This window comes from Micromonospora maritima, from assembly GCF_902825405.1.
Taxonomy (GTDB): Bacteria; Actinomycetota; Actinomycetes; order Mycobacteriales; family Micromonosporaceae; genus Micromonospora; species Micromonospora maritima.
Window position 1 is genome coordinate 17,553 of record NZ_CADEAU010000009.1, and the last position, 22,133, is coordinate 39,685.

Here is a 22,133-nt window from a genome sequence, read left to right on the forward strand (position 1 = left end):
CCGTCGCACGGCGGGAGGAGCGGAGGAGTGGAGATGCACGACGAAGACGAGCGCGAGGCATACGACGGGCAGGAGGACGCCACGGTCGACCGGGTCGCCCGGTACCTGCGGGACAACTACGGCCCGAACGACGCGCAGCTCACGGAGGAGCAGCTGCTGGACCTGGTGGCCGCACACGCCAGCACGATCCGGCAGGCCATCGAGATGGGGTCGTTCGCCTACTACGCGGGCGACGAGATCGCCGACGCGGCGGGGCTGGACTACATCGGCCCCGACGAGAGCTGATCGTGCGCTGACGGTGGCGGCCGGGCTCCGGCCCGGACGCTGCCGCCGCCGCACGGCGGAGGAAGACTCAGAGGTTCAGCAATGCGTTTCGTGGCAACGATCAGCGCGCCTGGCCGCCCGCTGGCTGGCAGCGCTTCGCCCGAGTTCAACACCGCACAGGAGGCGTGGTGGTGGCTGTACCACGCCAGATGCAGCCAAGAGCGCTCCGCTCCCTGCGGCCTGTGCAACGACACCCTGACGCACGGGGTGTTCGGAGACTGCGACGACGACAGCGACACGGGGCGCGAGCTAGCGGCCAACGCCAAAGGGGGAACGGGGGAGGGTGTGGTGCTCGCCCTGCTGCCCGGTAGTGGCGACGCCGAGGCGCAAGCAGAGTACCGGGTCGCGCTCGCGGCCGGCTGATCGTGCGGGTGATGGTGGCTGCCGGGCTCCGGTCCGGCCGCTGCCACCGCCGCACGGCGGAGATTGGCAGGGTGGTCGAGATGGCGAGGCTGACGTTCTACGCCTACAACGGGGCACGGTACGTGACGAACGTCGGGGTGTGGGAGAACGTCTCCACGCCGCCGCGCATCGGGGAGAAGGTGAGCCTGCCCGCGCTGCGGTACGACGAGCGGGTCACGGACATCGAGTGGACGGGACCCGACGAGGCCGACGTGACCCTGGGCGAGCCGACGCCCCGGGAGGACTGAGCCGTGGCGGCGCGGCCGGTGGTCGAGGTCGACGTGGTGGGCAACGGACTCGCCCACGTCTACATCGAGGGCGTCGAGGACGAGGGCGGCCGGCGGCTGCTCCAAGCGGGCAGCGAGCGCGGCCGGGTCTACACCCTGGGCGAGTTCGACGACCCGCGGATCGAGTCGAACAACTGGGCGAACCTGGCCCGGAAGGCGGCGAGGCAGTTCGGATTACACGGCACGGTGGAGATCAACAACGAGGTCACCTTGCAGGTGCAGACGTTCGAGGTCTGACGCTCGGGTGATGGTGGCTGCCGGGCTACGGTCCGGCGGCTGGCCACCGCCGCGCGGCGGAGAGAGGCAGGGCCGCACGATGGCCAAGGAGCAGGCGCAGCAGGACGAGCTGCCGGAGACCACCACGGCGGTCGCCGCGAACGGGCACCTGATGGTGTACCGGGTCGTCGGCCGGTGGCCGGACGGCGCGTTCAGGACGAGCCAGTGGGACGCCTACTGCGCGCCGAACTGCGGCGCGTGCGCCGAGGGCTACTCGCGGCCCAACTGGTGACGGTCGAGGCTCGCTCGGGTGATGGTGGGGCACCGGCTCCGGTCGGTGCCTCCGCCACCTGTCGAGCGGCAGGAGGAAGCGAGGTTGATCGTGGGTGGGCAGGACATCCGGGGAATGCGCGTTGACGAGCTGGTCGACGGGTACTTCGCGGCGGCCGAGGTCTGCGAGGAGAACATCTGCGACCACGTGACCGTGGGCGAGGACGGCGACCTGATCCCCGTCACCATGGTCGAGATCATCCGGTGGTCGGAGTTCGGGATCGGGCCATGGGCAGGCGCGACGGTGCGGCAGCTCGACGCGGTGACGCGGACGATCTGCAACAACTACTCGGCGGCCGGGGTCAATCACCGCGACGAGGACTTCACCGAGGACGGCCTGCTGGAGGTCGAGTGGACGGTGTGGGTGCAGCCGTACCAGACGCTCGACTACGCGTTGAGCAGCATCCGGAGCTTCGACCCGAGAGGGCCGGTGGGCTTCCACAACAACTCCAACGGGGCGTACGGCGCGACGGGCAACGTGGTCCGCGAGGTCCGCGAGGCCGTCGCGGCCCTGGAGGGCTGAGCAATGGAGGTCACGCGACCCGCGTACGTGCTTGACCACCCGCGCGGGTGGCGGCACCTGTACCGCTTCCCCAACGGGCTCGGCGCGTCGGTGATCCCGTACAACCCGGCCGTCGCGGACCTGACGCAGGGCACGGTCGACGTGCTCTTCATCGAGTGGAGCGGCGCCGGGCCGGACGACTGGACGGAGTGGAAGCCGCAGGACTGGGCGGCCGTGGAGGACTTCATCCGGCAGGTCGACAGTCAGGGGGGTGATGTCTACTACGGAACGGGCGGCTGCGAGCTGGAGTGCGTGCCGGAGGCCGAGGTGCCGGCGCTGCTCCAGCTCATCGCCGCGCTGCGCTGACGTGCGGGTGATGGTGGCTGCCGGGCTTCGGTCCGGCCGCTGCCACCGCCGCACGGCGGAGGAATGAGGCAGGACGATGAAGATCACCGATTACATGGCGGCCAGCGAGGAAGACCGGGCGGCGGCGAGGAAGGCGCTCAGCCGGCGTGCGGACAGTGCGACGCGGCGACTGCGGCGCATGACCGAGGCCGAGATGGCCGAGGTGGCCAGGGCGCGCTTCCCCGAGGCGGTGAAGCTGCGGGTGGCGGTCGACGACGGCGACGACGCGTGGTGCATGGCGGTGGGCATCTACGGCCCGCGCGGACAGCGGTTCGCCCTGGACGACTACGACCGCGACCCGCGGCTCGACCGCAAGCTCCAGACTCTGGTCGAGCAGGCGTGGGAGTTCGAGGGCGGCAAGGAGGAGTGGCCGAACGTCGACGACGACGACGCTCGGGACTACGAGTTCGACGGCGACGTCCAGGAGATCCGACTGCCGCGCCGCTCCGGTGCGCCGGCCGGCGACGAGGGCTGAACCGTACGGGAGATGGTGGCGCGCCGGGGCGACCCGGTGCGCTGCCACCGTCGTACGGACGGAGGGATGAGGTCGATGAGATGGGTGACAAGAGGTTCGAGTTCGACGCGCTGGTGACCGCGACCTTCGCGGTGTTCGCGCCGACGTTGCTCGACGCGGCAGCGAAGGTGCGGGCGGTCCAGGAGGAAGACCCGGCCCGCCTCGACGAGGATGTGGTGCTCCGGGCGATCTCCTGGGGCAACCAGGTGGGCGCGGAGCTGAAGCTGCTGGTCGACGGCGGCATGGGAGACCCGGTCATCCTCGACCGGATGAGCGACCCGGCAACCCGACCGCCGGACATCGACCCCGAGGAACTGCTGGGCGAGGCGAGCCGCTACCTGCTGGCCGTGCAACGCACGGACGCCACCGAGCAGATCAACGCGCTGCGAGCCCTGGTCAACCTGGCGCTCGCTCGCTGGCCGGAGGTTGCCGAGCGGGTGCTCGGCGGCCGGATCTGATCGCGCACTGACGGTGGGGCATCGGCGGCAGCGCCGGTGCCCGCGCCGCCCGTCGCGCGACGGGAGGGATGGAGGCGACATGACCTACGGCTGCGGCAACGAAGAGTGCGTCGATTGCTACCCGCTGATCTACCGCTGCGAGCACGGGACGGACTTCCCGGAGCCGGTGCCCAACGGGCAGCCGGTGCCGGACTGCGAGGAACTCGGCTGCGAGGACGAGGGCGGCCACAGCGACGGCGACGGGTGCGCCACCTACTACAGCGAGCACTCCGTCACCCGGGTCTACGAGGAGGCGGAGAGCGACCAGGTCTACGTCGGTGACCTGGAGCCCGGGGACACGTTCGAGGAGAACGACAGCATCTGGCGAGTCAACGAGGTGACCACGGTTGGACCCGAGGTCCACATCGACCTCGAATACGTCGGCGAATGCGAGTAGCAGGACGCGACCACCGCGCACTGACGGTGCCGGCCGGGCAGGTGTCCGGCCAGTGCCGCCCGCCGCGCGGCGGGAGGAAGCGAGGGCACAGACCATGACGGTTCCGACGCAGGGCGAGCTGGAGAAGCTGACCGACGACGAGGTCCTGGAGTTGCTGCACGCCTACCGGGACGAGTACGACCGGCGGGCGGGAGGCAACCTGCTGACGCTGGTCCGCAAGCTGCTGGCGGAGTCCGACGAGCTGGACGAGAGCGACGTGCCGATCAAGGTCGTCTTCTTCTCCGACGAGTACGACAACGGCTGGTTCTACAAGGGCTACAGCGCCCGGGCGTACCTGAAGGGGGAGGCCGAGCCGATCGACCTCTACTTCGACGACGACGAACTCGAAGCCCTGCTCGCCGACCACAGCGACTCGGCGGGACCGCACAGCCAGCTCATGGTGGACCTGGTGCTCGACTCCATCGACGAGGAGCCGTGCGACCACTGATCGCGCGTTGACGGTGGCCGCCGGGCCGAGAGGTCCGGCGACTGCCGCCTGCCGTGCGGCAGGAGGAAGGAGCCCGACGATGGGGTCAACCACGCAGGTGCGCAGGGGTGTTACCAACTGGTCGGTAGACGACATGGCTGGGAGCTTCGAGATCTGCGAGCTGATCGGAGCGACGCGCCAGCAGGTAACCAATTGGCAAGAGCGGGCGTCTTCGGGATTCCCGGAGCCGCTGCTTCGCCTGCGGTGCGGACCGGTGTTCAGCCGGACGGAGGTGCTGGAGTGGTGGGAGTGGTACCAGCACACGCCTAAGCATGTGGCGGCGATGGAGCGCACCGCGCGTTGACGGTGGCCGCCGGGCCGATGGGTCCGGCGGCTCGCCGCCTGCCGCGCGGCAGGAGGAAGGGGCGCTGAACAGTGGCGCGAGGAACGGTGACTTTCGAGCTGAGCGGGGATCGCGGCAAGACCTTCACGATCTTGGAGGAGGGGCTGACCTTCCAGGAGGCGGGGCGGGCGCTGGGCCGCCTGCGGGAGCGGCGCCAGGTCGACCGGGTCGCCCCGAACGCGGGTGTCTACGAGCTGCACTCGGTCGGCGGCGACACGGTGTGGCGCTGGCGCGAGGAGCCGGCGACGGCCGCTGGGTGACGGTGGGGCGCCGGCCGCGGGTCGGTGCCCTCGCCACCTCCACAGCGGAGGAGAGAGCGAGGGCGACATGGGTCGCATGAAGGAACTGAGCATGGCGGTGGAGGACCTGCGGGCGCTCGGGCCGATCGAGCTGGCCGAGCTGGGCCGGCAGCTCGACCTGGTGTTCCCGTCCGGTCGCGAGTCGCCGGGAGCGCATTTCCTGGCCAGCGTGCGCGACATGCTGGCCGACAAGATCGAGAAGGACGGGGGTGCGCCGGACCCCGACGAGGTGTCGCCGGTCGAGATCCTGTGGGACGTGATCCCGGACGGCCGGAACGCCTGGGACGTCTTCCTGGACCTGGAGGTGTTCCGCACCAAGGTCGCGCGGCAGAGCACCCTCACCATGCAGGGGGTGCGCAGCACGCTCAACCTGATCGGCTGCGACCTCTGGCGCGAGCTGCTGGACAAGCACATTCCGGACAGGTTCTACCTCTGATCCGACCGCTTCCGCCGCGCCCAGCACCGTGCGAGCTGGGCGCGTGCGGTGGCCGCCGGGGCCTGAGCAGGAGGAGGAGATGGACATGAAGCTGGCATTCGAGTGGGACGTGGCCGAGCAGCACAGGCTGGAGATCGAGCTGGACGACCTGTTCGACTGGCTGGTCCGGGAGGGCGTACTCGACGAGGACGCCCCGCGAACCCTGGAGACGCTCCGCGAGGTCTACGAAGAGAGCAACGAGATCGAGCAGCTCCTGTGGATCTCGCAGGGCAAGGACACCGTCGTCCGTCATGGTGTGCGGGAGCTGACCTCCCACCCGTTCGAGGTGCGCGAGCCTCGGGCGGAACACCCGCACGACTACGGGGACTACAGCGACGTGAACTGACGCCTGACCGCTTCCGTCCGGCCCGCCTCGTGCGGGCCGTGGCGGTGGCCGCCAGGGCCAACGAGGAAAGACCCGGAAGGGGTTCGAGATGACCACTCGCAGGGAGTTGTCCGACTGGTTCGACCGGGGCGTTCGAGAGGGCGCCACCCACATGATCGTCGTGGTCGACGAGTTCGACCACGAAGACTTCCCCGTCTACGTGAAGCCCGGCGAGGATCCGGTGGCGCGGTATCACCAGGAGGCGGAGGGGCACATGCAGCGCGTGATGGAGGTGTACTGCCTTTCCCTGGACCGGGACGCGCAGCTCCGTGAGACCCGGGCCTTCCACCTGGACTTGCCCCCGCAGGCAAGCCGGAGCGACTGACTGCTTCCGTGACGCCCGGCTCAGGCCGGGCGTGCGCGGTGGCCGCCAGGCCAGGACGAGGAGAGATGAGATGTTCCGGATCGAGTTGAGTCCCGAGGCTGCCGAGTTGATCGAAGACGCGGCCAAGCTGCACAGCGGGACCGGCGGCCACCCCGCGATCGAGGTGGCCGGCGTACTGGTGTTCCTCTACATCAAGGACGGCAAGGTGCAGGTCTCCGTGGACCTCGACACCGCCATCCCCGAGGTCACGTTCGGCCCCGACCGTGACGTGCCGCTGCACATCACGGTGCAGGGGCAAACGGTCTTCGACGCACCCTGACCGCTTCCGCCGTGCCCCGGAACCGTGCGCCCGGGGCACGCGCGGTGGCCGCCAGGCCAGGACGAGGAGGGCGAGATGGGAGACGAGCCACGGCGGTGGCGGATGCACGCCGGGAAGGTCGAGCGACCGATTGAGGGTCGACCGTTCCTGAACTTCGGAGATCCGCGCACCGTGCGCTTCAACGGGCGCGAGCCGGTGCCGGTTGAGGTGGCGGAGGATCCGGAGGGCACCTACTGGGGCTGGATCCGCAAGGAGGCGGGGCGCGCGGATTGCGATGGTGAGCCGATCCTGATCCAGCCGCACTTCGGCATGTTCAGCATGCAGTTCCACTGCGGCGCCGAAAAGGAACAGGAGTGGGGCCGGGGCGAGATCGTGCGCCTGTCGGTGCGCGAAGTGACGGACTGACCGCTTCGGTCGGGCTTGGGGCGACCCGAGCCCGGCAGTGGCCGCCAGGGCCTGGATGGGAGATCGAGATCATGACGGAGGACAAGCGGCCGGTGGTGACGCCCGACAGCGCGCCGCAGGAGATCGACAAGCGGCTGGTTGAGCTGGCGTGGAAGCGGGCGCACCTCCAGGCATTCCTGGAGAGCGACCGCCTCAGCGACGAGCAGCTCGCCGACTACGAGCGGCAACTGGAGGCGGTGCTCGACGAGGAGGCGCCACTGGAGGCCGCGTACAACCGCCGGCGGTGGTCGCGGTGGTGGTGGGTGCCCAACGGGCACCTGCACCGGGAGGGCAAGTGCTCGACGCTCTACCAGAGCACCGAGCTGAGGCTGACGCCGGCGGCGAGCGGGCTGAGCGACGAGGAGCTGGTCGACAAGTTCGGCTGGTACGTCTGCACCACCTGCTACCCGGACGCGCCGGCCCTGCCGAGCTTCCGGACGCCGGGGACGTACGCGGCCGAACAGGCCGACGCCGAGGGGTGGTGCCTGAACACGGTCCCCTCGTACGTCGACCGCCGGTACCGCTCCCCGTACGGCGGGTGCAACGACTGCGACGCGACCGGTGTGGCGGTGACCAGCCTCGGGAAGCTGCGCAAGCACAAGCACCAGCGGCGAGCGGACGCCGCCGACCGGGAGGCGCGGATCAAGGACCCGAAGCTGATCGGCACGGCGACCGGCGAGCCGCTCATGGTCGACAGGAGCGAGATCAAGACGCGGCGCACCGCCGAGATCGACTGGGTCCGGCACATGGAGTACGCGCACCCGGACGGCTGGGGCCGCGACGACGAGGGCAGGGCGGAGGAGCGCAGGTTCGCGCGACAGATCGCCGAGGCGCTCGCCGCGAAGGACCAGGTGACCGTCGAGGAGATCGAGGCCGAGCTGATGCCGAAGGTCGAGGCGAAGATCCGCAAGGCCAAGCGGGAGTTCGAGCGGTCGCAGCGCTGAGCCGCGAGGGGTGACGGTGCTCGCCCGGCCTGGTGCCGGGCGGGTCGCCGCCGGCCGCGCGGTCGGAGATGATGTGAGGTGGAAGATGGATGAGCGTGAGGCCGTGATGCGGGCGGTCGGCATCATCGAGGGCCTGAGCGTGGACGAGCTGTCGCAGATCGAGGGGTTGCGGATCGGCAATCCGGACGGGCCGGGCACGCCCGGGGCGCGGTGGCTCAAGGCCAACCGTGACTGGCTCTGCGAGACGACGGCGACCCTGGGGGCGTTCCCGGACCCGGACGAGGATGACTTCGACACCCTGGATAGCAGCGAGTTGACCTTGCCGGGCGACCGGGAGGCGTGGCAGGCGTTCGCCGAGCTGTGCCTGTTCGACTCCCCGTACATCCGGTCGACCATCGGGGAGCGGCGGTTCCTCGACACGGACTGCGTGCGGGCGGCGCTGGAGATGATGGCGGACGAGATGTTCAGGCTGCTGATCCGCCGATACGCACCGCAGGGGTGACGGTGCCGGCCAGGGCGACCTGGCCGGACGCCGCCGGCCGCGCGGTCGGAGATGGGTTGGTTCGAGGAATGGATCTGGTGATCGCGCCGGAGACGGCAGTCGAGCGCGCCGAGCTGCTGCACAAGCTAGACGCGGCGCTGACCTGGGGCACGTCGTGGCAGGTCGGAACCCAGGTCGAGCTGGTGGCGCCGAACCGGGACCGCTGGACGGTCCAGGTGCTCGACGAGGAGCGCGCCGAGCTGCAATGGCTTCACCGCGGCTACGGGGTGGCGCAGGTGCTCGGTTGGCCCGGGTCGAGTAGCGGCCTGGCGCTGCCACCTGATCTGGCCCGCCGGGTCTGGGAGGTGTCGCGCCGGCTGACGGCGAGTGCGGTGAGGTGACGTGCCGGTTGGGTCGGGCGCCTGGGATGCTGTCCCGGGTGCCCGGCCCTGGCGGTTCGACGCCGACATGGAACGAGGAGACGAGAGATGATCAAGGAAGAGGCCAGCCGGCTCCAGCGGGAGCTGGAGGCGTTGAGCGGGGCCAGCGGCGTCGAGGGCATCAAGGCGGCCACCCGGCTGCGCGAGGACATGGTGAAGTCGATTCAGCGGGCGCGGGCGCTCATGGCGGCCGACCTGTTCTACCTCAAGGGCATGTCGTCGAGGGAGATCGCAGGCGCGGTCAGCGACGACCACACCAGCGTGACCCAGGCGGGTGTGCTGAAGTGGATGAAGGAGCAGATCGGCCGCGACCCCCTGGTGTACGTGGGCGCGTGGCGCGACAGCGACGGCTTCCACGTCGACGAGTTCCGCGCGGAGACCCCCAAGCAGATCCGCGAGGTGATGGACGCCGGCATCCACCTGGCGCCGGCCACCTGGGACCTGGACGTCAGCCAGGTCGACGCCGAGGACCTGTGGCGGCGGCTGACCCGAGCGGAGGAGGGGCGTTGAGCGACGGAATGGACAAGCGCATGGTGGGGGCGGTCAGCGACTGGCTGAACCGGCTCCCGTTCGAGCGCGAGGAACTGCTGCGGGCGCTCGGCGACGAGTACGTGGAGTCGATGGAGCGCGCCGACCATTGGATCGATCGGGAGAGGGAGTTCCGCCTCGGCCGGGTCGACGAGGTGCTGCTGCACGCCTACCTGACCGACCAGCTGCGGATGCTGGACCCGGGGACGGTGGGTGATGCGGCGGGGATCGCCGCAGCGCTCGTCATCCGGGCAGCTAAGGGCTGAAGAAGGGGCCACGCATTGACGTGGCCCCTTCTTTCATCTACCTTGGATGTATTGAATGCTTCTAACGCGACGGAGCCTGGCCGCTTCCGTGCCCGCCGGCGAGGCCGGCGGGTGCCGTGGCTGCCAGATCGGTGCCAGAGAAAGAAGGGGAGAAACAATGCGGCTCAAGGAATTCGCGGTGGCGGTCGGGGCGCTCATCGCGCTCGCGGGCTGCGGCGGCGGGGACACTCCCGCCTCCGCTGGCGCGTCGCCGTCCAGCTCGCCGAGCCTGGCGGCGCCCGTCGCGGCGACCAGCTCGGCGGCGCCCGCCCGAGACGCGGCGACGGAAGCGGCGTGCAAGGCGAACGAAGCCGCCCAGGCGGACGGGATGGACGGCGACCCGAAGGTCATGGCGCGGGTCGCCGAGCAGGCGCAGCGGTCGGCCGAGGAGGGCGTGGTCTTCCAGGGCAAGTTGCTGGCCGACAGCGCGGAGATGGCGCGCTTGGCGGTGGGCGACTCCGACGAGTTCGCCATGCAGGCGCACATGATCGCCGGGTCGATCAGCCTGAGCACGGCCTGCATCGAGGCCGGCTACATCTACTGACCTGGCCGTTTCTGTAGCACCCGGCTGCCGAAGCCGGGTGCTGCGGTGGCCGCCAGGGCCAACGAGGAGGAGATCGAGACAGATGGACACCAATACGCACCAGGCGCAGGACGGCAACCCGGACGAGGTGCTGGGAGTCAACCCGGCCTTCGCCGGCAAGCGCATCGTCATGTACGTCGACGAGACGATGCTGACCGAGCGAGGCTACCGGCCGGTCATGATCGTCGAAGGCGAGCGCGGCTTCCACGAGCAGGGTGACCCGGAGCGGCTCCAGGAGCCGTGGTACTTCGGGCACGACTTCCGGACCGCCAAGCGCCTCGTGGATGAGGCGAACGAGCGGCTCGGCATCTCGCCGGAGGAGGCGCTGAAGATCGTCTTCGCCTCGATGTTCGGCAACCGCTGACGCTGGCCGTTTCCGTCTCGGCCCACCGCAAGGTGGGCCGGTGGCGGTGGCCGCCAGGGCCAAGATGGAGGACGAGATCATGAAGGCAGACCACTACGTCGAGCGCGGGCAGGATGAGCAGTTCCTGATCCGCAGCGAGACGGGCTTCGCGGTGTTCGGCATCGGCGAGATCGCGCGCTGGATCGAGGCGTCGCAGTACGACGACGAGGAGCGCTTCGACCGGGTGTGGCACCTGCCGCCCGGCGGTGAGCCGGTGCCGTGCACGCTCCCCTGCCGGCGCACGCACACCTCGAAGGACGGTGCCGGCTTCGACGACTACGCCTGGCACGAGGTCGACGCGGTGCCCGAGAACACCGGCGAGCCGGTGGCGACGGGCGTCTACCGCACCGACCTGCGGAGCTGAGGCCATGGCCATCACCGTCGAGAGGGTCCGCAGGGCGCTGGAGCAGCTCGCGGCCGAGCGTCCCGACCACCGGGATCCGCGACCCGCTCAGGGGCAGCCGCCCCGGTACGTTACGAACGGCGAGCCGGCCTGCCTGGTGGCGCACGTGCTGCACCGGCTGGGCATGTCGGTCGGCGCGCTGCGTGAGCTGGACCGGGAGCCGGGGCGGTTCGGCGCCGGCGTGCGCATCCGTGACAGCCGGCACCCGGCGTTGCGGGTGATGTCCCGGCCGGCGCTCGACCTGCTGGCCTACGTGCAGTTCGTGCAGGACGCCGGCTTCGCGTGGGGCGCGGCGGTCGAGGACGCCTTCGCCGAGCAGCACCGGTACGGCCGGTTCACCCGGACGTGGGTGTAGCCGTGGCGAAGCTGAGCACCGAGGACCTGAGGCAGTACCCGGTGATCGTGGCCTGGGGCTGGTACTGGGGCTCGCCGGTCGAGTACATCAGGCGGCAGATCAACCTGGCGCGGCTCGACGGGGCGCCGGGCGACGTCTACGAGAAGCAGCCGGCCGCCGACTGGGAGACGCACCCGCAGCACAAGCGGGGGTCGCTGAGCGACGGGGACCTCTACTACATCGGCAAGGAGGACCGGGTGTGGAGCCGGTGGCGCCCGGACACGATGCTCCCCTACACCAGCGACGGTGTGGAGCGCCGGCTCGCCCGGGTGCGGGAAGCCGCCGCGGCGCAGTCCTGACCGCTTCCATCCCGGCCCGCCATGGTGGGCCGCGGGTGGTGGCCGTCAGGCCAGGAAGGGAGGCCGGAATGCCCGGCGAGGACGAACACAAGGACTGGTGCGACGAGCACGACGAGGAGCAGGGCTGCGCCACCGACTGGTCGGGCTGCGCCGACTACGACACGGGGGCGGAGATCCTCACCAGGATCCTCCAGCGGCCTGGCCAGGCGCCGATCGTGCAGCTGTCGCTTCAGGTGGACGGCAGCGAGGTCGTGGCGGACTTCTCGCCGCACACGCTGAAGCGCCTGGGCGGCGAGATCGAGGGGCTGGTGTCCGAGGCGCGGGCGCTCGCCTACCAGCACGAGAAGGAGACCGCGAGCAGTTGACCCGGCCGCTTCCGCCGGGCTCGGGGCGACCCGAGCCCGGGCGGTGGCCGCCGAGGGCCAAGAAGGAGGACAAGGTGAGCGAGAAGGATGACCGGCTGATCGTGCTGGCCGGCGGGGACGCGGTGTACGTGTTCCGGCCCGATCAGGACGAGACCGCGCAGGCGCAGCAGGCGGTCCTGGACGTGGCGTACCCGGCCGACGAGACGGCGCGGTTCCGCGTCGCCCCGGACCGGTGGCCGGCAGCGGAGGCGGCGCTGCTGGCCGAGTCGCCCGACCTGACGATCGTGGACGTGCGAGGCGCCGGCTCCGAGTGAGCATCGCTGGGCCGCTTCCGTGGCACCTGGCTTCGGCCGGGTGCGCGCGGTGGCCGCCCAGGCCAGGAGGGGAGGGCATCGTGCCCACGCAGAAGGAAAGGTTCGAGGCCGCGTTCGAGCGGCTGCGCCAGCGCAACATCACGCCGACGCTGGTGACCGACTACCGCTCGACGGTCCGCAGTGAGTGCCTGGAGGCGTTCGTACTGGAGGCCGAGAAGGCTGGCACCCACCTGTGGGCCGGCGCGAGCCACGAGGGTGCCCGCTGGATGGATCGCCGATGGCCCCAGCGGCACGGCCTGACGGAGCGCGACACGCGCCTGGCGATGTTCCGCCAGGGCGACAGTGAGCCGACGGCGATCCCCCGCCTGTGGTTCAGCTTCCCGCACCTGCTGCCCGAGACGGCGCTGGTCATCGTGGACGCCTTCCAGGCGAAGGACTTCGCCGCCAACTGGGACGGGGACCCGACCAAGTCCGTGACGGTCGATCTGACCTGACCGCTTCCGTCGTCCATCCGGCTCGCGTCGGGTGGACGTACGGTGGCCGCCGAGGCCAGGACAAGGAGACGAGAGAGATGAAGGTACTGGTAGCGACCCGCAGGGGTCAGGGCGAGCGCCCGGGCGACTTCACGTGGGTCCCTGAAGGCGAGCTGGTGTTCCCCGGGTTCGTCTGCGACACGGACCGGCTCAACCCGGAGGGCGGCTGCGGCTGCGGTCGAGCGCTGGCCGGCGTCGAATCGGCCAAAGCCACCACCACGGCCGAGGTGGTCGAGCGTGACCTGACGTTCGAGCAGCTCCAGGAGATCATCGCGAACGCCCTTCTCCGGCAGGGCTGGGGGCGCGACGACGAGTTGGCCGAGAGTATCGCGGATGACATCGAGGGCGCCTGCGAAGACCTGCCGGTCGGCACGGTCGTCGGCCGGCGGCTCGACGAGCTGTTCGCGCGCTGACCGCTTCCGTGGCTCATCCGGGCAACCGGGTGGGCCTCGGTGGCCGCCAGGGTCAAACGAGGAGGGCGAGAGAGATGGCGTACCTGAAGGACTTCCGTCCCGGCGAGCAGGTGTTCGTCGCCGCCGACGCGAGCGAGTGGATCGGGATCGAGGTCGACTCGGTCAACCCCGAGGACGGCGTGGTGCGTGGCCGGGTCGTCTGGACCAACGACGTGCCGGGCTTCGAGGTCGGCGACGACCTCGACTTCGACGAGGGCCTGCTGGCCCACAAGGAGCTGACGGTCCAGGCGGTGATCAACCGCCACAACCAGTCCTGACTGCTTCCGTCCCGCCCGGCCAGGCGCCGGGCGGGCTCGGTGGCCGCCAGGGCCAAGAAGGGAGATCGATGAACATGACGGAGACCGATGGCAGAACGGTGCAGATCGAGCGGGTGAGCGAGCCGGCCGAGCTGTTCCGCCACTACCCCGGCCAGAGTCAGGAGCAGCCCTGCTACCTGGGGCTGGACCTGGAGAGCGGGCGGCTGTTCTGCGCCTACAACCCGGAGCTGGGGCCGCCGTACCCGACGCCGATGGCGATCCACCTCGGGCGGATCCGGGGCGTGGCGATCCCGTGCCTGACCGCCGACGCGGCGAACCGGCTGATGGAGGAGGTCAAGCGCCTCGCGCAGCAGGTGCTCGACGGCTCGTCGATCGAGGTCGACGAGCTGACGCTGAACACCGTGGGGCTGCTCGACGAGGACGCCAGCGAGGCGTGGGGCGGCCTGTGCGACTGGGTCTCGTCGTTCTGCGAGGACCCGGACGCGGAGACGGTCGAGGGTGTCGACGCCGCCGACTGGTACGCCGGCGACGCCACGCTGCCCGCCACCCTGGGGCTCGGCGCGGCGACCGCCGACGAGCAGCTCGACGAGATGGCCCGGGACGTCGAGGACTGGATGCGCAGCGACTGCGAGGGCGTCGTGGTGCCCCTGGGCGTGCGGGAGCACCTCGACCGGCTGCGCGCGGAGGCGCGGGCGCTCGCGAGCGCGTGAGCGTCGGACCCGACTGCTTCTGTGGTGCCCGGTGCAAGCCGGGTGCCGCGGTGGCCGCCAGGGCCTGGACAGGAGAAGCGTCATGATCGATCTGAGAGAGCATGCGGCGCGCAGCCCGAAGGAACGGGCGCGCCGCCTGGGGGTCGCCAAGGTGGTGCGGGAGGTGGCCGCGAAGCAGCACGCGGAGTTCCTGCTCGCCGAGGCGGCGGTGATCGTCCTGGGCGAGTTCGGCGATGAGGTGGCCCGGATCATCGTGCAGACCTCGCCGTGCCAGATCAGCTTGCACGGGCAGGCGATCATCACTGAGGTGATGGATGCCGACGACGAGCCGATCTGGTCGGCGCTGGGCCGCGGCGAGGGCGCCGGCCGGCTCTGGGCGGGCGAGGGCGAGGCGGCCGAACTGATCACCCAGGCGTGGGGTGTCTCGTCGGAGGCGTTCCGTCCCGTCGACGAGCACAAGGGCCTCTACGAGATCCGCCTGCACCGCGCGGCGGGGGCACGGTCGTGAACGGCCCCCGGATCGTCGACATGGGCATCGGCGCGACCCCCGTCATCCCTGACGGGACCAACGAGTACGACGAGACGTTCGAGCAGGCGTGGGCGCGCTACCGGGCCAACCACCCCGAGGTGGTCGCCTCATGGGGGCAGCAGAACGGCCGGTGGCCGAAGTGCACCTGCCCGCCCTGCGACCCGGAGAAGCGCCGGCTGCAGCCGGACATCTTCGTCAACAAGCAGGACGCCTGACCGCTTCCGCCGGGCTCGACCTCGTCGAGCCCGCGCGGTGGCCGCCCGGCCAGAGCCACAGACACGAGAGGAACCACATGCAGATCAAGCGGATCATGACCGCGCTGGCGCTGGCCGGCATGCTCGGCGGCCCGACCGCGGCCCTCGCGGCGTGCGCGCCGGCCGACCAGTCGGCCAGCCCCGACCAGGTCGAGGTCGAGGACAGCGGCTTCGACACGGACGAGGACGAGGACTGCGACCTCGACGACCAGCGCGAGGGCGACCGGGACTGCGGCTACTACTCCAGCCCGGGCGTCTGGAGCTGGTACCCCTGGGTCATCCTGCACCGGACCACCACGCCGCCGGCCGGCTGGCACCGGCCGTACTCCTACAGCCGCACCAAGCCCGGGGTGAACACCCCGAAGACCGGCACGAAGACCCGGTCGACGACCGGCTCCAAGCCGGGCTCCTCGGGCACCAAGGCGGGCTCGACCGGCGGCGGCAGCAAGACCACCGGGGGCAAGACCACCACCGGCGGCGGCACCCGGTCGTCCGGGGGCGGCGGCCGGCGCTGACGCCTTCTGTCATGCCTCGCGCTGCGGCGCGGGGCATGGCGGTGGCCGCCAGGGCCTGACCGCAGCGGTGGCTGCGGAAGTTCGAGGAGTTCGACATGGCAAAGATCAAGTACGAGAACTGGAGGCCGGGCCCGGAGGTCATGTCCGAGATCCGGCGCGCCGAGCAGATCTGTCGGGCGTACGCCGCGCAGGGGTACGACCTCACGCTGCGCCAGCTCTACTATCAGTTCGTGGCCAGGGACTGGATCCCGAACACGATGCAGTCGTACAAGCGCCTCGGCGACATCGTCAACAAGGCGCGGCTGGCCGGCCTGCTCGACTGGAACTACATCGTGGACCGGACCCGGAACCTGCGGTCCAACTCCCACTGGCGCGACCCCGACTCGATCATCAACGCCGCGGCGCGAAGCTTCCAGGTCGACAAATGGGCCGACCAGGAGCGGCGGGTCGAGGTGTGGGTCGAGAAGGAGGCCCTCGCCGGCATCGTCGAGCGGGTGGCCAGCGAGCACGACGTCGCCTGGTTCTCCTGCCGGGGCTACGTCTCGCAGAGCGAGCTGTGGGGCGCCGCGCAGCGGCACTACCGCTACATCAAGGGCGGGCAGGGCGTCACGGTGCTGCACCTGGGCGACCACGACCCGTCGGGCATCGACATGACCCGGGACATCCGGGACCGGCTGGAGAAGTTCCTGGACTACGACTGGCTCAACGCCCACGTCGACGAGTTCGAGGGCGACCGGGTGCTGATCCGGGACATCCGGGACGCCATGCGCAGGCACGTGGGCGATCATCCGATCGAGGTGCGGCGCATCGCCCTGAACTACAACCAGGTCGAGGAGTACGACCCGCCGCCGAACCCGGCGAAGCTGACGGACTCGCGGGCCAACGGCTACGTTGCCGAGCACGGCTACGACTCGTGGGAGCTGGACGCCCTGGACCCCAACACGCTCGCTGGACTGATCACCGAGCACGTGGAGGGTCTGCGCGACGACGATCTCTACGAGGTGCAGCAGAGCATCGAGGACGAGCACCGGCGGCTGCTGGAGCTGGCCTCGTCGCGCTGGGACGACATCGTGGACCTGCTGCGCTCCTGACCGCTTCGGTCCCGGCCGGCTCTGCGCCGGACGGGGTCGTGGCCGTCAGGGCCAATCGGGATGGCGCCGCCCGTTGATCGGGCGGCTTTTCTCGACTACCTTGGGTGTATTAAATGAACCTGGAGGCACCATGAAGAGCCGGTACAGCGACCCGAACTTCGGACGACCGCGCCCGCAGCGCGGCGTCCGGGGCGGCAAGCTGGTCGCGGCGGTCGTCATCGGCATCCCTGCCGCCGGCATAATCACCGGCGTCGGCGCGTGGAGCGCGCTCGTCGTCGTGCCGGTCGCGCTGGTCGTCTGGGGCGTGGTCAAGCCCGGCGCTCGACGGGGGGCGCTGCGTCGATGAACACCGAGGACTACGACTTCCGGGCGGACGTGGCCCGGCTGATCGCCGACCCACCCCTGCAGCCGCGCGCCATCAGCAACTACATGGCGCGCTCCAAGCCGGGCAGGCAGTACGCCAGCGACCCGTTCCCCCCGCCCACCGCGTACTTCCGCAGTGGCGAGGTGATCCTGGTCGACCCCGAGAAGTTCTACGAGGAGGGTCCGCGACTCAACCGCCGCGGATGGTCGCCGATGTGGCACCACAAGACCAGGCAGGCGCGTCGAGAATGGCACGCTCGCGTGCTCGGCGGGGGCCGTCCCGGCGCCCGCAAGGCAGCGAGCGGCTGATCGGTCCGCTTCCGTCCGGCCCGCCTGGTGCGGGTCGTGGCGGTGGCCGACCGGCCAGAACCAGGTTCACCGAATCGAGGCAGAAGCATGACTCAGCAGCAGTCGGGTGCGCCCACCAAGCGATGGGTCGACCCGCCCGAGGGCACTTCGACGATCACCTTCGTCGCCGACGAGGCGCACGCCCTCCTCGACGACGGCACCAGCCCCGTGGTCGACGCCAACGGCGACCCGGTGGATCTCCCGCCGGAGTTCGAGGTCGACAGCCTGATCCGCCTGTTCTTCGCCGGCCGCGTGCCCGCCCGGGACTGCCCGCACTACATCGCCAAGAGCGAGGCCCGCGCCGGCTACCGCCGGTGCGAGCACTGCCAGCGCGGTCGCAGCTTCCAGGTGGGCGTCCACCTCGATGAGACGCCGGCGATGCGCACCGTCTGACCGACCCGCTTCCGTGCAGTCCGGGACCTCCCGGGCTGCCGCGGTGGCCGACCGGCCAGGACCAGAGATTGACAGGAGAATCATGATCGAGAACACCAGCCGCCGGGACCCGCTGACGCATCTCGCCGGCGCCTGGGGCGACCCGGGCCGGTACATCGAGGAGCAGGAGGCGGCCGGGCAGGCTCAGCTGGTCAACTCCGACCGGCTGCCGACCAAGTTCAACGACTGGGACCTGAAGGACCCGCAGAAGGCGTACGAGGACTTGGGCTTCATCTTCGGTCCGGTGGACGCCGGCGACCCGATGTTCCGGCAGGCCCAGCTCCCCAAGGGCTGGAAGCGGCAGGGCTCCGACCACTCGATGTGGTCGTACCTCGTCGACGAGCTGGGTCGCAAGCGGGTGTCCATCTTCTACAAGGCCGCCTTCTACGACCGGGACGCCTTCATGTCGCTCACCAGCGTCGGCAACTATGCCTACGACGTGCTGCACGGTGAGGTCGAGGAGCCGATCTTCGACGGCGCCTGGTGCACGCCGGCGGCCTTCGTGGAGGCGCTGCGGAAGAAGCGCGCCGACCGGGTCGGAATCCTGGAGATGTACCAGCGCAACGCCAGCGACGAGACCGATCGGATCGACGAGCTGAACTCCGAGATCGCCAGGATCGACGAGCTGATCAAGCACCACGGCTGACCGCCGCGCTTCCGTCCGGCCTGGGGCATCCCGGGCCGGTGCGGTGGCCGACCGGCCAGAGCAAGATCGAGATGTCTTGGAGGCATCCGTGTTCACGTACATCCAGACTGAGTCTCGCCTGTGGACCGTCGGCTCCCACGGTCCAGGCGGCAAGTGGGAGCCCGAGAGCGACCACGACAGCCCGGCCGCCGCGGCCAAGCGGGTGGCCTACCTCAATGGTGGCGCCGACCCCGACGCCGGCGACAGCGAGCTGGGCGAGCGCGTCCAGCAGTTGGAGGAGGAGGTGCGTCAGCTCTGGGCGGCGCTGGAGCGAGCTGGCGTCGCCGTCGGCGCCTGACCGGCCTACTTCCGTCCGGCCCGGGGCATCCCGGGCCGGTGCGGTGGCCGACCGGCCAGAACCCCCGAGAAGAGGAGAGGAGAGCGGGATGCACGACACCCGAGCGATGCCCAACGGCACCGAGCGCGAGGGCGAGCACTGGAACGCGCGGCTGATCCGCGAGAAGGCCGAGCGCAAGGCGGCCGGCGCCTGGGAGATGCCGGACTGGATGGAGCAGTACCGAGACCTGATCGGCAACACGGGCGGCAACACGGTGGAGGACCTGCTGTACCGCCTGGAGACCACCGAGAGGTTGGCCTTCACCAACATCGTGGTCTTCACAATGGCCACGGACGTGAAGGCGCAGGTCGGCCTGCTGTACCGGCTGCGCCAGGCCGGGATGCTGCGGGGTGAGCCGCGGTGAAACTGATCCTGACCGAGACCCGCTACGGCACCATCCACGTCAGCACGGAGCAGGGCGCGATCTTCTTCAAGATCGAGCCTGGGGCGATCCCGTCATACCACGCCACAATCCGGTCGTACCTGCCCGGCCTGGCCGACTCGCACGCCAGGACTGTCGAGGAGGCAGCCGAGAAGTGCGTGACGTCGCTCAGCAACTGGATGCGTCACCACCTGGAGGGTCGTGTACCGATCGAACTGGTCGACGAGCGCGGGAAGCGTCGCACCACCTGAGCGCCTGACCGCTTCCGCCGGGCTCGACCTCGTCGAGCCCGCGCGGTGGCCGCCAAGGGCCTGGATGGGAGAAGCGAGATGAGCAAGAAGCGGATCGCGGCGCTCGCGGTCGCCGCGGCGCTCGCCGGCGGGACCGTCGGCTGCGGCGCGGACATGGACTACAACCAGCGGGCCGACTACCTGACGAAGACGGGCCAGCGCGGCGCCGAGGCGCACGAGCGGCTCAAGGTGCAGGGCGCGAAGGTCGACAAGGACCGGTGCGAGAAGGTCTACGTGGCAACGGTGTACGACGACATCCCCAGCGGCGGCATCGCCGACGGGGGCTGGCGCTCCGAGGTCAAGAAGACGTTCGTCGAGGCGTGCCTGTCGGGCAACGCGGCCACGCCGGCGCCGAGCGGGTCGTCGACCCCTACAGGGTGATTCGGTACGCCGGCTGCACCTCGCCGGCGGGCACGACGATGTCGGCGGCCTCCACAGGGAGGCCGCCGGCCAGCATTCGGCGGGCGATGGCCATGACGGCGGCGCCGGCGGGCAGCTGCAGCGCGCGGGCCTCCTCTTCGGTGGCCGACCTGCAGCTCGGCATTTCGAAGATCTCGTCGACGTGCACGCCGGCGGCGGCCAGCTGGTCGAACGGCTCGGCCCACAGGGCGTCGCCCTTGGACAGGTCGGTGGCCGTGATCCGTGGGATAGGGATGCGGCTGACGGTGATCCGCTGGGGCCGGCCGTCGCGCTCGTGCATCATCGTCTGCTCCAGCAGCACCTCGCCCTCGTCGACGCCGAGCGCGTCGGCGAGGTCGGCGGTGGCCGCCACGCGGGCGCGGGCGCACGTGGCGATGATGTCGCCCCACCCGGTCAGGTAGCGGTCGTGTGCGAGGCGGCGGGGAGCGCGCCGGGCGCGGACCTGGGTGCCGCGGCCGGTGATGGTCTCGACGAGCCCTTCGGCGCGCAGCGCGTCGAACGCCTTGGCGATCGTGCCGCGGGCGACGCCGTACTGCTCGGCGAGCGCCGTCTCGCCGCGGAAGGTCCAGCCGGCCGGCAGCTCGCCCGACTCGATCCGGGCTCGGATCTCGTCGGCGATCTGCCGATAGCGAGCTGGTGTCTCCGCGGGCGACATGGTGATCACGGTACCGCCTCTTCTCCTCGGCTCTGCCCGAGCCGACCTCTACATGACAGCAGACTCTAACCTGTCTGGTCAGACCTGACTAGACAGACCGGCATAGACAGGAGTACGGTGCCCCCATGATGGACACGACGAGGCCGGCCCCCGGGGCCACGGGGCCAGGGGGCCAGGAGGGCCCCGAGGGGGCCAGCGTGGCCCCGCTGATGGGCCAGAACGGGGCCGGCCCCCTGGTGGGCCAGGGGGCCACGATCGGGGGCCACCCGGGGGCCGCTGCTCCCGCGGCCCCCCAGCAGGCGGCCCCCGCGGCCCCGCTGGCGGCCTCCCTCTACAAGGCGTCGTCGGGGGCCAGCAAGATCGCCGCGAGGGGCCAGAAGGCCAGGGATGAGGCCGAGGCAGACGCCATTCGCCTGAAGGCCGAGAGCGACGCGCGACTTGCTGCGGAGGCCACCAGGGAGGCCGCCCGGCTCCGCAAGGAGGCCGCCAAGGAGGCCGCCAAGGAGAAGCGCCGGGAGGCCATGGGCCGAGTGGTGGGCCGCTTCACGGGGGCCGTGGGCCGCTCGCTGGCCTACACCAAGGCCAACGCCGACGCGGTCTACTCGATGGCCATCTACGCGGCCACCGCCACCATCGCGGCGTGGTCGCAGGCCCAGGTCGCGCACGACCTGTTCCAGTGGTCGTGGCTGCGCTCCATTGGCTCCGCCCTGTTCATCGAGGGCCTGAGCCTGGCGTTCGCCCTGACCGGCCACAAGCTGCGCATGGAGGGCGAACGGGCCTGGTTCTACCGGATCATGACCTTCGCGGCGGCCGGCTTCGGCGCCTACGTGAACTTCTTCGCCCACTACGAGGACCCCCGGCTGCCGGCCTGGGTAGCGCAGCTCATGGCCACCCTCCTGGCCGCCAGCTCGGTTGCCGGCATCACCCTGTGGGAGGCGCGCACCAACGCGCGGTCCCGCAAGGCGATGCGCAAGGCCGAGAAGAAGGACCAGCCGAAGGCCCGCCTGGGCATTGACCTGCTGCTTCGCTACCCGGGCACCTTCTTCTGGGCCTGGTCGGCGCAGGTGGCGTACCCGAAGGTGCGCACCCGCGACGAAGCGATTCGGGTCGGCCGGCAGATGCGGGCCGACCGCCGTGAGCGGCTGGCCCGGGAGGCACAGGAGCGGGAGGCCCTCAAGGTCGACGCGGAGATCCGCGAGACCGCCAAGAAGGCCGCCCTGAAGGCCGCCAAGAAGGGGGAGGCCGGCCTCGTCCTGACGAGCCTGGCCCACCTGGCCCAGTACGGCTCGGCGGCCCTCGGGGGCCAGCGGGCGCTGGAGGCCGGCCCCTCGGCCCCGAAGGCCGGCCTCACGATCGAGGGGGCCGTCGTGGCCCCCGAGGCCGGCCCCCGGCCCCCGGCCCACGAGGCCG

48 protein-coding genes are annotated in these 22,133 nt (G+C 70.7%); 47 read left to right on the forward strand and 1 reads right to left on the reverse strand.

Features of this window, described 5'->3' with window-relative positions; translation table 11 throughout:
• Positions 1–33: 33 nt before the first annotated feature.
• The 46 genes from HUW36_RS02620 to HUW36_RS02845 all read left to right on the forward strand — a co-directional run bounded on the left by HUW36_RS02620 (position 34) and on the right by HUW36_RS02845 (position 20,029).
• Positions 34–285: a hypothetical protein gene (locus tag HUW36_RS02620; protein WP_174526597.1), complete on the forward strand. Its 252-nt coding sequence runs from the start codon at positions 34–36 to the stop codon at positions 283–285.
• Positions 286–366: 81 nt separating this feature from the next.
• Positions 367–687 carry a hypothetical protein gene (locus tag HUW36_RS02625; protein WP_174526598.1) on the forward strand — a complete coding sequence of 107 codons (321 nt, stop codon included), beginning with the start codon at positions 367–369 and terminating at the stop codon, positions 685–687.
• An 80-nt stretch (positions 688–767) separates the two neighbouring features.
• Positions 768–974, forward strand: coding sequence for a DUF3913 family protein (locus tag HUW36_RS02630; RefSeq protein WP_174526599.1), 207 nt, complete (start codon positions 768–770; stop codon positions 972–974).
• Positions 975–977: 3 nt separating this feature from the next.
• Positions 978–1,250: a hypothetical protein gene (locus tag HUW36_RS02635; RefSeq protein WP_174526600.1), complete on the forward strand. Its 273-nt coding sequence runs from the start codon at positions 978–980 to the stop codon at positions 1,248–1,250.
• A 79-nt stretch (positions 1,251–1,329) separates the two neighbouring features.
• Entirely contained in the window at positions 1,330–1,521 is a 192-nt protein-coding gene (locus tag HUW36_RS02640) for a hypothetical protein (protein WP_174526601.1), read from the forward strand.
• A gap of 114 nt (positions 1,522–1,635) precedes the next feature.
• On the forward strand, positions 1,636–2,082 hold the full coding sequence (locus tag HUW36_RS02645; RefSeq protein WP_174526602.1) for a hypothetical protein: 447 nt from the start codon (positions 1,636–1,638) through the stop codon (positions 2,080–2,082).
• 3 nt (positions 2,083–2,085) lie between these two features.
• Entirely contained in the window at positions 2,086–2,427 is a 342-nt protein-coding gene (locus HUW36_RS02650) for a hypothetical protein (RefSeq protein WP_174526603.1), read from the forward strand.
• Between the two features lie 76 nt (positions 2,428–2,503).
• A complete protein-coding gene (locus HUW36_RS02655) occupies positions 2,504–2,941 on the forward strand; it encodes a hypothetical protein (RefSeq protein WP_174526604.1) in 438 nt (145 codons plus the stop codon).
• A gap of 80 nt (positions 2,942–3,021) precedes the next feature.
• On the forward strand, positions 3,022–3,438 hold the full coding sequence (locus HUW36_RS02660; protein ID WP_174526605.1) for a hypothetical protein: 417 nt from the start codon (positions 3,022–3,024) through the stop codon (positions 3,436–3,438).
• 79 nt (positions 3,439–3,517) lie between these two features.
• Positions 3,518–3,874: a hypothetical protein gene (locus HUW36_RS02665; RefSeq protein ID WP_174526606.1), complete on the forward strand. Its 357-nt coding sequence runs from the start codon at positions 3,518–3,520 to the stop codon at positions 3,872–3,874.
• A 94-nt stretch (positions 3,875–3,968) separates the two neighbouring features.
• Positions 3,969–4,361 carry a hypothetical protein gene (locus HUW36_RS02670; protein WP_174526607.1) on the forward strand — a complete coding sequence of 131 codons (393 nt, stop codon included), beginning with the start codon at positions 3,969–3,971 and terminating at the stop codon, positions 4,359–4,361.
• A gap of 79 nt (positions 4,362–4,440) precedes the next feature.
• A complete protein-coding gene (locus tag HUW36_RS02675; RefSeq protein WP_174526608.1) occupies positions 4,441–4,704 on the forward strand; it encodes a hypothetical protein in 264 nt (87 codons plus the stop codon).
• Positions 4,705–4,790: 86 nt separating this feature from the next.
• Positions 4,791–5,003 carry a hypothetical protein gene (locus HUW36_RS02680; RefSeq protein WP_174526609.1) on the forward strand — a complete coding sequence of 71 codons (213 nt, stop codon included), beginning with the start codon at positions 4,791–4,793 and terminating at the stop codon, positions 5,001–5,003.
• 67 nt (positions 5,004–5,070) lie between these two features.
• A complete protein-coding gene (locus tag HUW36_RS02685) occupies positions 5,071–5,478 on the forward strand; it encodes a hypothetical protein (protein WP_174526610.1) in 408 nt (135 codons plus the stop codon).
• Between the two features lie 85 nt (positions 5,479–5,563).
• Positions 5,564–5,863: a hypothetical protein gene (locus HUW36_RS02690; RefSeq protein WP_174526611.1), complete on the forward strand. Its 300-nt coding sequence runs from the start codon at positions 5,564–5,566 to the stop codon at positions 5,861–5,863.
• A gap of 88 nt (positions 5,864–5,951) precedes the next feature.
• Positions 5,952–6,227 carry a hypothetical protein gene (locus HUW36_RS02695; RefSeq protein WP_174526612.1) on the forward strand — a complete coding sequence of 92 codons (276 nt, stop codon included), beginning with the start codon at positions 5,952–5,954 and terminating at the stop codon, positions 6,225–6,227.
• 70 nt (positions 6,228–6,297) lie between these two features.
• A complete protein-coding gene (locus HUW36_RS02700; RefSeq protein WP_174526613.1) occupies positions 6,298–6,546 on the forward strand; it encodes a hypothetical protein in 249 nt (82 codons plus the stop codon).
• A 75-nt stretch (positions 6,547–6,621) separates the two neighbouring features.
• Positions 6,622–6,951 carry a hypothetical protein gene (locus HUW36_RS02705; protein ID WP_174526614.1) on the forward strand — a complete coding sequence of 110 codons (330 nt, stop codon included), beginning with the start codon at positions 6,622–6,624 and terminating at the stop codon, positions 6,949–6,951.
• Positions 6,952–7,022: 71 nt separating this feature from the next.
• Complete coding sequence (locus HUW36_RS02710; RefSeq protein WP_174526615.1) at positions 7,023–7,934, forward strand: hypothetical protein; 912 nt, start codon at positions 7,023–7,025, stop codon at positions 7,932–7,934.
• An 85-nt stretch (positions 7,935–8,019) separates the two neighbouring features.
• A complete protein-coding gene (locus HUW36_RS02715; protein ID WP_174526616.1) occupies positions 8,020–8,436 on the forward strand; it encodes a hypothetical protein in 417 nt (138 codons plus the stop codon).
• Between the two features lie 68 nt (positions 8,437–8,504).
• Positions 8,505–8,816: a hypothetical protein gene (locus HUW36_RS02720; protein WP_174526617.1), complete on the forward strand. Its 312-nt coding sequence runs from the start codon at positions 8,505–8,507 to the stop codon at positions 8,814–8,816.
• 87 nt (positions 8,817–8,903) lie between these two features.
• Complete coding sequence (locus HUW36_RS02725) at positions 8,904–9,365, forward strand: hypothetical protein (protein ID WP_174526618.1); 462 nt, start codon at positions 8,904–8,906, stop codon at positions 9,363–9,365.
• Positions 9,362–9,649, forward strand: coding sequence for a hypothetical protein (locus HUW36_RS02730; protein ID WP_174526619.1), 288 nt, complete (start codon positions 9,362–9,364; stop codon positions 9,647–9,649). The genes HUW36_RS02725 and HUW36_RS02730 overlap by 4 nt, the downstream gene beginning before the upstream one ends.
• Positions 9,650–9,806: 157 nt before the next feature.
• Positions 9,807–10,232, forward strand: a complete 426-nt coding sequence (locus HUW36_RS02735; RefSeq protein ID WP_174526620.1) for a hypothetical protein — start codon at positions 9,807–9,809, stop codon at positions 10,230–10,232.
• An 82-nt stretch (positions 10,233–10,314) separates the two neighbouring features.
• Complete coding sequence (locus HUW36_RS02740) at positions 10,315–10,635, forward strand: hypothetical protein (protein WP_174526621.1); 321 nt, start codon at positions 10,315–10,317, stop codon at positions 10,633–10,635.
• Between the two features lie 40 nt (positions 10,636–10,675).
• Positions 10,676–11,038, forward strand: a complete 363-nt coding sequence (locus tag HUW36_RS02745; protein WP_174526622.1) for a hypothetical protein — start codon at positions 10,676–10,678, stop codon at positions 11,036–11,038.
• 4 nt (positions 11,039–11,042) lie between these two features.
• Complete coding sequence (locus HUW36_RS02750; RefSeq protein ID WP_174526623.1) at positions 11,043–11,432, forward strand: hypothetical protein; 390 nt, start codon at positions 11,043–11,045, stop codon at positions 11,430–11,432.
• 2 nt (positions 11,433–11,434) lie between these two features.
• A complete protein-coding gene (locus HUW36_RS02755; RefSeq protein WP_174526624.1) occupies positions 11,435–11,770 on the forward strand; it encodes a hypothetical protein in 336 nt (111 codons plus the stop codon).
• Between the two features lie 68 nt (positions 11,771–11,838).
• Positions 11,839–12,135 (forward strand): hypothetical protein, encoded by a 297-nt coding sequence (locus HUW36_RS02760; RefSeq protein WP_174526625.1) that lies wholly within the window; start codon positions 11,839–11,841, stop codon positions 12,133–12,135.
• Positions 12,136–12,209: 74 nt separating this feature from the next.
• A complete protein-coding gene (locus HUW36_RS02765) occupies positions 12,210–12,449 on the forward strand; it encodes a hypothetical protein (RefSeq protein ID WP_174526626.1) in 240 nt (79 codons plus the stop codon).
• 80 nt (positions 12,450–12,529) lie between these two features.
• Complete coding sequence (locus HUW36_RS02770) at positions 12,530–12,943, forward strand: hypothetical protein (protein ID WP_174526627.1); 414 nt, start codon at positions 12,530–12,532, stop codon at positions 12,941–12,943.
• A gap of 77 nt (positions 12,944–13,020) precedes the next feature.
• Positions 13,021–13,395, forward strand: coding sequence for a DUF7715 family protein (locus HUW36_RS02775; RefSeq protein WP_174526628.1), 375 nt, complete (start codon positions 13,021–13,023; stop codon positions 13,393–13,395).
• Between the two features lie 74 nt (positions 13,396–13,469).
• On the forward strand, positions 13,470–13,712 hold the full coding sequence (locus HUW36_RS02780) for a hypothetical protein (RefSeq protein ID WP_174526629.1): 243 nt from the start codon (positions 13,470–13,472) through the stop codon (positions 13,710–13,712).
• Positions 13,713–13,786: 74 nt separating this feature from the next.
• Entirely contained in the window at positions 13,787–14,422 is a 636-nt protein-coding gene (locus tag HUW36_RS02785; protein ID WP_174526630.1) for a hypothetical protein, read from the forward strand.
• A gap of 82 nt (positions 14,423–14,504) precedes the next feature.
• Positions 14,505–14,930 (forward strand): hypothetical protein, encoded by a 426-nt coding sequence (locus HUW36_RS02790; RefSeq protein ID WP_174526631.1) that lies wholly within the window; start codon positions 14,505–14,507, stop codon positions 14,928–14,930.
• Positions 14,927–15,166: a hypothetical protein gene (locus tag HUW36_RS02795; protein ID WP_174526632.1), complete on the forward strand. Its 240-nt coding sequence runs from the start codon at positions 14,927–14,929 to the stop codon at positions 15,164–15,166. The genes HUW36_RS02790 and HUW36_RS02795 overlap by 4 nt, the downstream gene beginning before the upstream one ends.
• A gap of 77 nt (positions 15,167–15,243) precedes the next feature.
• The gene (locus HUW36_RS02800; RefSeq protein ID WP_174526633.1) at positions 15,244–15,720 is read left to right on the forward strand and encodes a hypothetical protein; all 477 of its coding nucleotides are present in this window, start codon (positions 15,244–15,246) and stop codon (positions 15,718–15,720) included.
• A 95-nt stretch (positions 15,721–15,815) separates the two neighbouring features.
• Positions 15,816–16,811, forward strand: coding sequence for a hypothetical protein (locus HUW36_RS02805; protein WP_174526634.1), 996 nt, complete (start codon positions 15,816–15,818; stop codon positions 16,809–16,811).
• A gap of 130 nt (positions 16,812–16,941) precedes the next feature.
• On the forward strand, positions 16,942–17,157 hold the full coding sequence (locus HUW36_RS02810) for a hypothetical protein (RefSeq protein ID WP_174526635.1): 216 nt from the start codon (positions 16,942–16,944) through the stop codon (positions 17,155–17,157).
• Positions 17,154–17,483, forward strand: coding sequence for a hypothetical protein (locus tag HUW36_RS02815; RefSeq protein ID WP_174526636.1), 330 nt, complete (start codon positions 17,154–17,156; stop codon positions 17,481–17,483). Before HUW36_RS02810 ends, HUW36_RS02815 begins: the two co-directional genes overlap by 4 nt.
• Positions 17,484–17,570: 87 nt before the next feature.
• Entirely contained in the window at positions 17,571–17,915 is a 345-nt protein-coding gene (locus tag HUW36_RS02820; RefSeq protein ID WP_174526637.1) for a hypothetical protein, read from the forward strand.
• An 82-nt stretch (positions 17,916–17,997) separates the two neighbouring features.
• On the forward strand, positions 17,998–18,600 hold the full coding sequence (locus tag HUW36_RS02825) for a hypothetical protein (protein ID WP_174526638.1): 603 nt from the start codon (positions 17,998–18,000) through the stop codon (positions 18,598–18,600).
• 88 nt (positions 18,601–18,688) lie between these two features.
• Positions 18,689–18,937, forward strand: a complete 249-nt coding sequence (locus HUW36_RS02830; RefSeq protein WP_174526639.1) for a hypothetical protein — start codon at positions 18,689–18,691, stop codon at positions 18,935–18,937.
• An 88-nt stretch (positions 18,938–19,025) separates the two neighbouring features.
• On the forward strand, positions 19,026–19,340 hold the full coding sequence (locus tag HUW36_RS02835; RefSeq protein WP_174526640.1) for a hypothetical protein: 315 nt from the start codon (positions 19,026–19,028) through the stop codon (positions 19,338–19,340).
• Complete coding sequence (locus tag HUW36_RS02840; RefSeq protein ID WP_174526641.1) at positions 19,337–19,609, forward strand: hypothetical protein; 273 nt, start codon at positions 19,337–19,339, stop codon at positions 19,607–19,609. Before HUW36_RS02835 ends, HUW36_RS02840 begins: the two co-directional genes overlap by 4 nt.
• A gap of 78 nt (positions 19,610–19,687) precedes the next feature.
• Complete coding sequence (locus tag HUW36_RS02845) at positions 19,688–20,029, forward strand: hypothetical protein (protein WP_174526642.1); 342 nt, start codon at positions 19,688–19,690, stop codon at positions 20,027–20,029.
• Here the strand turns inward: HUW36_RS02845 and HUW36_RS02850 are convergent.
• Positions 20,019–20,723 carry a GntR family transcriptional regulator gene (locus HUW36_RS02850; RefSeq protein WP_174526643.1) on the reverse strand — a complete coding sequence of 235 codons (705 nt, stop codon included), beginning with the start codon at positions 20,721–20,723 and terminating at the stop codon, positions 20,019–20,021. The genes HUW36_RS02845 and HUW36_RS02850 overlap by 11 nt on opposite strands.
• A gap of 209 nt (positions 20,724–20,932) precedes the next feature.
• Between HUW36_RS02850 and HUW36_RS02855 the strand changes: the two genes are divergently transcribed.
• A partial coding sequence (locus HUW36_RS02855; protein WP_217428753.1) for a hypothetical protein occupies positions 20,933–22,133 on the forward strand: 1,201 nt, incomplete at its 3' end.

What these genes read in the sequence shown, in the direction of transcription:
- HUW36_RS02620 (WP_174526597.1), top strand. Translation starts at nt 34, where the DNA reads ATGCACGACGAAGACGAGCGCGAGGCATACGACGGGCAGGAGGACGCC.
- HUW36_RS02625 (WP_174526598.1), top strand. Translation starts at nt 367, where the DNA reads ATGCGTTTCGTGGCAACGATCAGCGCGCCTGGCCGCCCGCTGGCTGGC.
- HUW36_RS02630 (WP_174526599.1), top strand. Translation starts at nt 768, where the DNA reads ATGGCGAGGCTGACGTTCTACGCCTACAACGGGGCACGGTACGTGACG.
- HUW36_RS02640 (WP_174526601.1), top strand. Translation starts at nt 1,330, where the DNA reads ATGGCCAAGGAGCAGGCGCAGCAGGACGAGCTGCCGGAGACCACCACG.
- HUW36_RS02645 (WP_174526602.1), top strand. Translation starts at nt 1,636, where the DNA reads ATGCGCGTTGACGAGCTGGTCGACGGGTACTTCGCGGCGGCCGAGGTC.
- HUW36_RS02650 (WP_174526603.1), top strand. Translation starts at nt 2,086, where the DNA reads ATGGAGGTCACGCGACCCGCGTACGTGCTTGACCACCCGCGCGGGTGG.
- HUW36_RS02655 (WP_174526604.1), top strand. Translation starts at nt 2,504, where the DNA reads ATGAAGATCACCGATTACATGGCGGCCAGCGAGGAAGACCGGGCGGCG.
- HUW36_RS02660 (WP_174526605.1), top strand. Translation starts at nt 3,022, where the DNA reads ATGGGTGACAAGAGGTTCGAGTTCGACGCGCTGGTGACCGCGACCTTC.
- HUW36_RS02665 (WP_174526606.1), top strand. Translation starts at nt 3,518, where the DNA reads ATGACCTACGGCTGCGGCAACGAAGAGTGCGTCGATTGCTACCCGCTG.
- HUW36_RS02670 (WP_174526607.1), top strand. Translation starts at nt 3,969, where the DNA reads ATGACGGTTCCGACGCAGGGCGAGCTGGAGAAGCTGACCGACGACGAG.
- HUW36_RS02675 (WP_174526608.1), top strand. Translation starts at nt 4,441, where the DNA reads ATGGGGTCAACCACGCAGGTGCGCAGGGGTGTTACCAACTGGTCGGTA.
- HUW36_RS02685 (WP_174526610.1), top strand. Translation starts at nt 5,071, where the DNA reads ATGGGTCGCATGAAGGAACTGAGCATGGCGGTGGAGGACCTGCGGGCG.
- HUW36_RS02690 (WP_174526611.1), top strand. Translation starts at nt 5,564, where the DNA reads ATGAAGCTGGCATTCGAGTGGGACGTGGCCGAGCAGCACAGGCTGGAG.
- HUW36_RS02695 (WP_174526612.1), top strand. Translation starts at nt 5,952, where the DNA reads ATGACCACTCGCAGGGAGTTGTCCGACTGGTTCGACCGGGGCGTTCGA.
- HUW36_RS02700 (WP_174526613.1), top strand. Translation starts at nt 6,298, where the DNA reads ATGTTCCGGATCGAGTTGAGTCCCGAGGCTGCCGAGTTGATCGAAGAC.
- HUW36_RS02705 (WP_174526614.1), top strand. Translation starts at nt 6,622, where the DNA reads ATGGGAGACGAGCCACGGCGGTGGCGGATGCACGCCGGGAAGGTCGAG.
- HUW36_RS02710 (WP_174526615.1), top strand. Translation starts at nt 7,023, where the DNA reads ATGACGGAGGACAAGCGGCCGGTGGTGACGCCCGACAGCGCGCCGCAG.
- HUW36_RS02715 (WP_174526616.1), top strand. Translation starts at nt 8,020, where the DNA reads ATGGATGAGCGTGAGGCCGTGATGCGGGCGGTCGGCATCATCGAGGGC.
- HUW36_RS02720 (WP_174526617.1), top strand. Translation starts at nt 8,505, where the DNA reads ATGGATCTGGTGATCGCGCCGGAGACGGCAGTCGAGCGCGCCGAGCTG.
- HUW36_RS02725 (WP_174526618.1), top strand. Translation starts at nt 8,904, where the DNA reads ATGATCAAGGAAGAGGCCAGCCGGCTCCAGCGGGAGCTGGAGGCGTTG.
- HUW36_RS02735 (WP_174526620.1), top strand. Translation starts at nt 9,807, where the DNA reads ATGCGGCTCAAGGAATTCGCGGTGGCGGTCGGGGCGCTCATCGCGCTC.
- HUW36_RS02740 (WP_174526621.1), top strand. Translation starts at nt 10,315, where the DNA reads ATGGACACCAATACGCACCAGGCGCAGGACGGCAACCCGGACGAGGTG.
- HUW36_RS02750 (WP_174526623.1), top strand. Translation starts at nt 11,043, where the DNA reads ATGGCCATCACCGTCGAGAGGGTCCGCAGGGCGCTGGAGCAGCTCGCG.
- HUW36_RS02760 (WP_174526625.1), top strand. Translation starts at nt 11,839, where the DNA reads ATGCCCGGCGAGGACGAACACAAGGACTGGTGCGACGAGCACGACGAG.
- HUW36_RS02775 (WP_174526628.1), top strand. Translation starts at nt 13,021, where the DNA reads ATGAAGGTACTGGTAGCGACCCGCAGGGGTCAGGGCGAGCGCCCGGGC.
- HUW36_RS02780 (WP_174526629.1), top strand. Translation starts at nt 13,470, where the DNA reads ATGGCGTACCTGAAGGACTTCCGTCCCGGCGAGCAGGTGTTCGTCGCC.
- HUW36_RS02785 (WP_174526630.1), top strand. Translation starts at nt 13,787, where the DNA reads ATGACGGAGACCGATGGCAGAACGGTGCAGATCGAGCGGGTGAGCGAG.
- HUW36_RS02790 (WP_174526631.1), top strand. Translation starts at nt 14,505, where the DNA reads ATGATCGATCTGAGAGAGCATGCGGCGCGCAGCCCGAAGGAACGGGCG.
- HUW36_RS02800 (WP_174526633.1), top strand. Translation starts at nt 15,244, where the DNA reads ATGCAGATCAAGCGGATCATGACCGCGCTGGCGCTGGCCGGCATGCTC.
- HUW36_RS02805 (WP_174526634.1), top strand. Translation starts at nt 15,816, where the DNA reads ATGGCAAAGATCAAGTACGAGAACTGGAGGCCGGGCCCGGAGGTCATG.
- HUW36_RS02810 (WP_174526635.1), top strand. Translation starts at nt 16,942, where the DNA reads ATGAAGAGCCGGTACAGCGACCCGAACTTCGGACGACCGCGCCCGCAG.
- HUW36_RS02815 (WP_174526636.1), top strand. Translation starts at nt 17,154, where the DNA reads ATGAACACCGAGGACTACGACTTCCGGGCGGACGTGGCCCGGCTGATC.
- HUW36_RS02820 (WP_174526637.1), top strand. Translation starts at nt 17,571, where the DNA reads ATGACTCAGCAGCAGTCGGGTGCGCCCACCAAGCGATGGGTCGACCCG.
- HUW36_RS02825 (WP_174526638.1), top strand. Translation starts at nt 17,998, where the DNA reads ATGATCGAGAACACCAGCCGCCGGGACCCGCTGACGCATCTCGCCGGC.
- HUW36_RS02835 (WP_174526640.1), top strand. Translation starts at nt 19,026, where the DNA reads ATGCACGACACCCGAGCGATGCCCAACGGCACCGAGCGCGAGGGCGAG.
- HUW36_RS02845 (WP_174526642.1), top strand. Translation starts at nt 19,688, where the DNA reads ATGAGCAAGAAGCGGATCGCGGCGCTCGCGGTCGCCGCGGCGCTCGCC.
- HUW36_RS02850 (WP_174526643.1), bottom strand. Translation starts at nt 20,723, where the DNA reads ATGTCGCCCGCGGAGACACCAGCTCGCTATCGGCAGATCGCCGACGAG.